Annotated in this window: 7 protein-coding genes; all 7 read left to right on the top strand. The window is 47.7% G+C overall.

The window, feature by feature from the left end:
- Positions 1 to 138 precede the first annotated feature (138 nt).
- Entirely contained in the window at positions 139 to 330 is a 192-nt protein-coding gene (locus HWQ67_RS10190; protein ID WP_218252585.1) for a hypothetical protein, read from the top strand.
- Between the two features lie 171 nt (positions 331 to 501).
- Entirely contained in the window at positions 502 to 1,080 is a 579-nt protein-coding gene (locus HWQ67_RS10185) for a phosphopantetheine-binding protein (protein WP_218252584.1), read from the top strand.
- Positions 1,080 to 2,408: a beta-ketoacyl-[acyl-carrier-protein] synthase family protein gene (locus HWQ67_RS10180; protein WP_218252583.1), complete on the top strand. Its 1,329-nt coding sequence runs from the start codon at positions 1,080 to 1,082 to the stop codon at positions 2,406 to 2,408. The genes HWQ67_RS10185 and HWQ67_RS10180 overlap by 1 nt, the downstream gene beginning before the upstream one ends.
- A 36-nt stretch (positions 2,409 to 2,444) precedes the next feature.
- Complete coding sequence (locus HWQ67_RS10175) at positions 2,445 to 3,377, top strand: DNA adenine methylase (protein WP_218252582.1); 933 nt, start codon at positions 2,445 to 2,447, stop codon at positions 3,375 to 3,377.
- Positions 3,374 to 4,507: a restriction endonuclease, SacI family gene (locus tag HWQ67_RS10170; protein ID WP_218252581.1), complete on the top strand. Its 1,134-nt coding sequence runs from the start codon at positions 3,374 to 3,376 to the stop codon at positions 4,505 to 4,507. The genes HWQ67_RS10175 and HWQ67_RS10170 overlap by 4 nt, the downstream gene beginning before the upstream one ends.
- 33 nt (positions 4,508 to 4,540) lie before the next feature.
- Positions 4,541 to 5,818, top strand: coding sequence for an oligosaccharide flippase family protein (locus HWQ67_RS10165; RefSeq protein WP_218252580.1), 1,278 nt, complete (start codon positions 4,541 to 4,543; stop codon positions 5,816 to 5,818).
- 254 nt (positions 5,819 to 6,072) lie between these two features.
- Entirely contained in the window at positions 6,073 to 6,975 is a 903-nt protein-coding gene (locus HWQ67_RS10160) for a class I SAM-dependent methyltransferase (protein ID WP_218252579.1), read from the top strand.
- Positions 6,976 to 7,235 lie beyond the last annotated feature (260 nt).

Here is a 7,235-nt window from a genome sequence, read left to right as displayed (position 1 = left end):
GACACAGATGGGCGCAAAATACCATTTCTTGTCATTCCCGTGAAAACGGGAATCCATTTTCAAAAACCGCATAAAAAGCCAGTTAATAAAAAAGTGCAAAAGTATAGTTTACTAAATAAGATATAGGAGATTGCGTTTATGGATAAGAATACGGAAGAAAATGATTTGATGTGGGAGGAGTTTTGCAAAAAGGCAAAGGGTGCAACTAACGATGATCAGATTTTTGATTATATGCCAACGGAGGACTATTATAAGGAGTTAAGAAGGATCGCACTGGAACAGGCAGAGGCTTATGAACGTGCTAAACGTTATTATGTTGTCAGACTGTAAAACGTTAATTCTCATCGGAATAAACATACACTTACAACGACACAGCAGTAGTTTGGAATCTTAATATCTTCATGCTACGCAGAGAAACAATGCCTTAGCGTAAAAAAAATCAATGCCATATAGCCTTGTACACTGTGCGTAAGGTGAGAAACTAAAATAAATGGAGATCGTATGACGCAGGAATTTATTGATGCCGGATTTATTGATGACACCAGGGTCATGGATGAGGTCAAAAAGGCCATCGCCCAAACCCTCAGTATTGATACGGAAAAGATAACGCCAGAGAGTTCGCTGGTACGGGACCTGGGAGCAGAGTCGCTTGACTTCCTTGATATTAACTATCGCCTTGAACAGGTGTTTGGGATAAAGATGGCACGCCACTTCATCCTTGAACACATGGAAGAGATGTTTGGCGAGGGCGCTGCCATAGACGAAAATGGCCAGCTCACGGAAAAGGCCGTCAGACTCATGCGCATAAGACTCGGCGATGAGACAGATGCCCTGCGGGCCGGCATGGACATGGACCAGGTGCCCCCGCTGATAACGGTTGCCACCATCGCCAGGGGGGTCAAGGAGATACTGGCCACGTTGCCCGAGAAATGTGCCTCGTGTGGCGCTGCCCAGTACAGGTGCAACGATGGCGCCCTTGTTGAGTGTTCCGGATGTGGACAGGGCGCTGCCTACAGCACGGGTGATGACCTCATCAAGGAGTGGCTCACTACGGTGCAGCAGGAGCATAAGATATTCTGATGTCACAGCGACGTGTAGTCGTCACCGGCTATGGCATGGTAACCCCTCTGGGACGCAATGCACAGGAGACCTTCGACAACGCCTGCCAGGGTGCCTCGGGGATCAGGGCAATAACGTCCTTTGATACAAGCGGCTTGCCCACGAACATCGGCGGAGAAATAGACACGGCCTGGCTTGCCGCCATCAAAGAGACCCTCTGTGAGGCACACGTCAGATACGATGGCCGCCTGGAGAAGTTCGCCACACGCAGCGATATCCTGATGCTTGCAGCCACCCTTGAGGCCGTTGGGATGGCCGGATTGCAGGTGCAACAACAACAGCCCCGGCGCATTGGCGTATCGCTGGGCAACCACGGCCAAAATCCCACCATTGAGGATATGATGTTCCTGCACAGGTTCTACGACGGCAAGGGCAATTGGGACGTTAGGGCGTTGGAGCGGACGGGGGGATATCCCATCTTTAACTTCTTCAAGAGAAAGCCCGATGTGGCCTCTGCCCTTATAGCGGCGGCCTTCAGATTCAGCGGTCCAAACCTTGCGGTTGCAAGCGCCTGTGCTGCCGGAGCGCAGGCCATTGGCGAGGCCGTGTGTCTGATCAGGGAGGGCAGGGCACGGGTCATGATAGCCGGAGGGGCCGAGTCCTGTCTGGATTACACGGGGTTTGTGGGTTTTGTCCTAATTAAGGCCCTGGCACAAAAGTACGCCTCACCACAGAAGGCCTCCCGCCCGTTTGACAGACGCCGCAACGGCTTTGTGATGTCCGAAGGCGCCGGCGCCCTTGTCCTTGAGGATTTCGAACACGCAATGGCAAGAAGTGCCCACATATATGGAGAGATACTGGGCTATGGCTCATCGGCTGACGCATACAGGATCACGGATACACATCCCAAGGGCGAAGGCGCCATACTTGCAATGCGTGCTGCCCTCAGAGACGCCAATCTCCTTGAGCCGGATTCAACAACCCCCCTGCCCGATGCCATCGACTACATCAACGCACACGGCACCTCCACCGTACAGAACGATCTGACCGAAACACTGGCCATCAAACAAGTCTTTGGCTCCACGGCCAAGGACATCCCGGTCAGCTCCAACAAGTCCATGTTAGGCCACACAATCGCCGCCGCCGGGGCCATCGAGGCAATCCTGTCCATCATGGGCATCAACCACTCCACGCTCCTGCCCACGATCAACTACGAACACCCCGACCCAAAGTGCGACCTCGACTATGTCCCCAATCAGGCACGACACAAACAACACAGGAGGGTTCTAAGCAATTCCTTTGGCTTTGGCGGACAAAACGCCTGCCTCTGCATAGGAAAATTTGAGTAAAACAGATGCCATTGTTAATGCCCCCAACAAAACTCTATGGATAAACTATTGAAGCAAAACAAACGTGGTGTATCCCCAATCTACCTTGATGAAGAAAGATTACCGGATCATTCAAATGTAATCTGTCTACGGAGAAGTCGCCATAGGATTGTGTTTGGGTGGTATGGCGGCAAATTCTCACACCTTCACTGGTTGCTGCCATTGTTACCGGAGTGCCATCACTACTGTGAACCATTTGGAGGCTCCGGTGCAGTGTTGCTCAATCGTGCTCCTTCACCTGTAGAGACATACAACGACATAGATGGTGACGTAGTCAATTTTTTTCGTGTCTTGCGTGATCAATATGAGGAACTTACCCGGACGATTGCCTTGACCCCTTTTTCACGCGAGGAATATTGCCATGCCATTTATAGCCCGACCATTGGCATCAGTGATGTTGAACGTGCCAGGCGTTTTTATATACGAGCCCGTCAGACAAGAACCGGTCTTGCTCAAACAGCCTCACTTGGGCGCTGGGCCAATTGTAAAGACACAAGTCGCTCCGGCATGTCTGGCGTTGTCTCCCGCTGGTTAGGCGGCGTTGATGCACTATATGATATAGCGCAGCGTCTTATCCGTGTACAGATTGAAAATCGCCCTGCTGTAGAGGTAATAAAGCTCTACGATGCACCAGGGACACTGTTTTACTGCGACCCACCATATCTGCACGCAGCGCGTTGTGATACCAAGGCATACGGCTTTGAAATGGATGAAGGTCAACATCGTGAATTTGCCAAAACTGTAAATGAATGCTGTGGTAAGGTTGCAATCTCCGGATATGCCCATCCACTGATGGATGAACTTTTCTCTCCAGTGCGCTGGTTTAAAACTATGGGCGTGGATAAAACTATACATTCTACCAAAGGTACCCGTCAAGAAGTTTTATGGACAAATTTTAATCCTATAAAGCAAGAAAGGCTCTTTGAATGACACCACAACAAACACCTGAGCATATTTTACAGGGTATCTATGAGCGTGCCAATACGACTCTGAAAAAATCACAGATCAATGACAAAGAGATACGCCAAGGGGTAGATTATGTTTGCCGCTGCATGAGCAATCGCGCTGGTGTACGTTTACTCATGTCTTGTCTCTTAGGAAAGTTGATTAACCCCGATGTTGACCTGCGTAAGCCTTATACCGAAATTGGCGGAACTGATTGTTTTTCAGGACGCACTTATGATGAACAGTATCTCACCCCTTTTATTAATAACCATCGGTTGCCTTGTAATAGTACAACGGCGTTCTTAACGCCTGCGCTTCGCAATATTGACCAGGCTTTGACATCAGATAGAGAGATTATTGGCAGGCCAAGAGAGCTTTACAGGACGACATTACAACTGCTGGAGGACGTTGCAAACAATAGAATAACTGCCGGTGAACTCTTTGTAGAGATCGTGCGTGTGTTGTTAAATATACGAGATGAAAATATGGCACGCATGAATTCATTAATTAATGCGCTAAAACACACCGAAGGTGCTTTACCGTTGTCATCAGAAGCGATAGTCTCTCTTGTCAGTCAACATCTTGCCTGTAAGAATTCAAGCCGTTTGCCGGTTCTGATTGTTGCCGCAGCCTATAAATCTGTTGAAGAGTTTATTGGCGAAAAGGTCTTGCCTCTTAATGTACATAACGCCGCAGATTTGCAAACAGGCTCAATGGGAGACGTTGAAATATGCCTTGTGGGAGATGACTCTATCGTAACTGTCTACGAAATGAAAATGAAACGAGTAACCAATGGTGATATCGACAACGCCATTATAAAGATTACCAAGGCACCAAGACGAATCAATAATTACATTTTTGTTACAACTGATGCAATAGAACCGGATGTTCGCGAGTATGCAGCCAAATTTTATGAAGAAACCGGTGGCATCGAAATAGCTATTCTTGATAGTATCAGTTTTCTGCGACACTTTTTGCATCTGTTTCACCGCATCCGTGTTCATTACCTTAATGCCTATCAGAACCTTGTATTGAGCGAACCGGATTCAGCGGTAAGTCGAACATTAAAGGAAGCCTTTCTAGCCTTGCGGCAAGTCGTGGAAAGTAGTGAATAGATCTATAGCAATAAGGCCGTAATTTGAGAAAATTTGAGTAAAACAGACGGCTTTTTCAAAAGCAGTTCCCTCTTGTTTGCCGGCATGATGGCCGCCAACATCATCAACTATCTGTTCCAGCTCACACTGGGCAGGATGTTGGATATCACAACCTACGGGGAAATGAACACCCTGATGTCGATCATCGTACTGTTAAGCTCTCCTGTGTACAGTGTCACGGTGTTTCTGACAAAGCGTCTGTCGCATAACATTGCCCTTGGCCGCTACGATATAGTCAAAGGGATAATTGCAAGTACCTACAGGGGAGTCTTAATCGTGGGTGTTGTAACGTCTATTATCGGAGTCGTGTCTTCAAGGCGGCTCGGTAGTATGTTAAAGATCGATGATGTGTTGTCGATCGTTTTGTTATTCATCGCTATTACCGTATACGTGCTGGTTCTGATAAACTCTGCCATCCTGCAGAGTCTCCACCGGTTCAGCATGTTGTCTTTGACGGTGGCAGGATCGAGTTTTTTAAAGTACGCCCTGTGCGTGGCGCTTGCCGCTGCTGGGATGGGACTCAGCGGGATCATGGCGGGATTAATGTTATCGTATGTCTTAACGGTTTACGTCTCAGATATGTCGATAAGGTCGGAGCTGAAAACCACCAAATGCCCCGTGAGCAACCACAGCAAGGATGTCTCCGATGTGTCACTGTCCTTTTTAATGCCGGTGACCGCGGCAAACCTGGCATTTTCGCTCTTTTCACAGATTGATCTGGTCCTTATCAAGTATTTCTTCTCCCCCACCGATGCAGGCATTTACAGCTCTGCGGCAATCATAGGCAAGTCGGTGATACATGTACCTGCTGCCATTGTCACATCGCTCTTTCCGATGGTTGCCTCCAGTTGGGCAAGGGCCGAAAGTACCATAGCCTTAATTGCAAAGGCGCTGGGCTTAACCCTCGTCCTGTCAGGGGGGGGAGCCGTTATTCTTTATAGCATCCCCGAGCTGATCATATCGATCTTTTTTGGGGCAAAGTTTATGCCGGCGTCAAAGCTGATTGGCCTTTATGCCATGACCATGCTCCCAGTGGCGCTGATCATGGTGCTGCTCAACTACAACATCGCCAGGAATAAGACCGGCCTTGCATACGTGACCCTGCTGTGTGCCATTGGGCAGGTGGCAGGGATATTTGCATTTCACGATACGCCGGCCGGTGTGCTAAGGGTTATGTCATTGTCGGGGTATGTGTGTGTGACACTGCTGGCAGCCTTAATGGCTGTTGAATATCTTTCGAAAAAAGTAAAGAGGCACCAACCAACAACTTGACGATGACGTAACAGGTGTGTTATGCTGTCCGCAATGACGCTGTCAGGTTAATTTCAAGGTAATAGTTCACCCCCCTAATAAGAAGGAAAGAAAGGGGCGGTTTGTGGCAGGGGTGCCCCACCCCCTCCGCCCCCCTTCAGAACCCCCTGCAAGGGGGCCAGCCCCCTTGACCCCTTCTTACCTTGTTGACATTGGGTTGATTATACACAACATTTAATTGTATAGCTGAACTATTACATTTCAAGGAGGTTGAGATGAAAGTTCTCAAAGAAGATTTTATCAACAAGGAAGGCCTTATCAATGATATTTTACAGATGCTCGGAGAGGTACCACCCCTCTATCACTTCCTGAAAAAAACCAAACTCTCTATCCTGAAACTTCTAAGTCCCCAATTCCACTCTGAAGTCAACGGGAGGATTCATCCAAACGATACACAGTTGCTGACAAAATCAAAGGAACATCTGCGACATTATAACCAGTGTGGACAACAGGGGGCTGATTATGTAGCCGAAGCCTTATCGACATCGAGTATGCGTATAGAAGACATCAGATGTATCCTTGATTTCGGCTGTGGATACGGCAGAGTGACCAGACACCTGGCCCGGAGATTTGCGCCGAAGGTGATTCACGTCTACGACGCAGACCCTGAAGCACCCAAATATTGTGCCGCAGAGTTTGGAGTTACCCCCCTGTCTGATATGAATGCAGTAAAATCCTTGACATGCGATATAATCATTGTATGCTCAGTCTTCACACACCTTGATGAACATACTTCCGTGAGTTTGATAGAAGTCTTTCATGAAATGTTGTCGGAAAACGGCATTTTAATTTTCACCGGTCACGGCAGACATGAAGTTGAGAGGGCAAAATCCGGAAACTTCGGAAGACGTTTTAAGAGATTATCTCACAAAATCGAAAATAGCTTTAATAACTCTGATTACTGCTTTGTCCCTTATACGTATGATGCAAATTACGGTTTGTCATGGTTTGACGAATCATTTGTAAAGAAGTTATTTTCGGAGCATTTTAACAATGCCCTGAAGGTATTGTCTTTTAAACCCATGGACTGGAATAATAGTCAGGATGTATATATCTGCCAAAAAAAATGCCTGCACGCCCTTAACCTGCACCCTCTAAAACATAAGGCTCATTCGTAATAGTTCACCCCCCCTGAAAAAAAAAAGAAGGGGAGCGGCTCCGCCCTCCCCTCAGACCCCTCCTGCAAGGGGACCAGTCCCCTTGACCCCATTATTTCACACTCAAATATCATGCCTGAAAAAACCTGTGTCATTTCATTATACGCTTATTCGTATCTTCTTTATATTTCATGGTAACTATACTTTTACGTATACTGGATTCCTGGTCAAGCAAGAAATGACACACTTAGAAAACGGCTGTAATTGTCATTCCTGCGAAA

Origin of the sequence: Candidatus Magnetobacterium casense (assembly GCF_019173545.1) — a bacterium.
Taxonomy (GTDB): domain Bacteria; phylum Nitrospirota; class Thermodesulfovibrionia; order Thermodesulfovibrionales; family Magnetobacteriaceae; genus Magnetobacterium; species Magnetobacterium cryptolimnobacter.
This window is presented reverse-complemented; position numbering and strand designations above follow the sequence as displayed.

Coding starts and splice junctions, on each gene's coding strand:
- HWQ67_RS10175 (WP_218252582.1), top strand. CDS start 2,445: ATGGATAAACTATTGAAGCAAAACAAACGTGGTGTATCCCCAATCTAC.
- HWQ67_RS10160 (WP_218252579.1), top strand. CDS start 6,073: ATGAAAGTTCTCAAAGAAGATTTTATCAACAAGGAAGGCCTTATCAAT.
- HWQ67_RS10170 (WP_218252581.1), top strand. CDS start 3,374: ATGACACCACAACAAACACCTGAGCATATTTTACAGGGTATCTATGAG.
- HWQ67_RS10190 (WP_218252585.1), top strand. CDS start 139: ATGGATAAGAATACGGAAGAAAATGATTTGATGTGGGAGGAGTTTTGC.
- HWQ67_RS10185 (WP_218252584.1), top strand. CDS start 502: ATGACGCAGGAATTTATTGATGCCGGATTTATTGATGACACCAGGGTC.
- HWQ67_RS10180 (WP_218252583.1), top strand. CDS start 1,080: ATGTCACAGCGACGTGTAGTCGTCACCGGCTATGGCATGGTAACCCCT.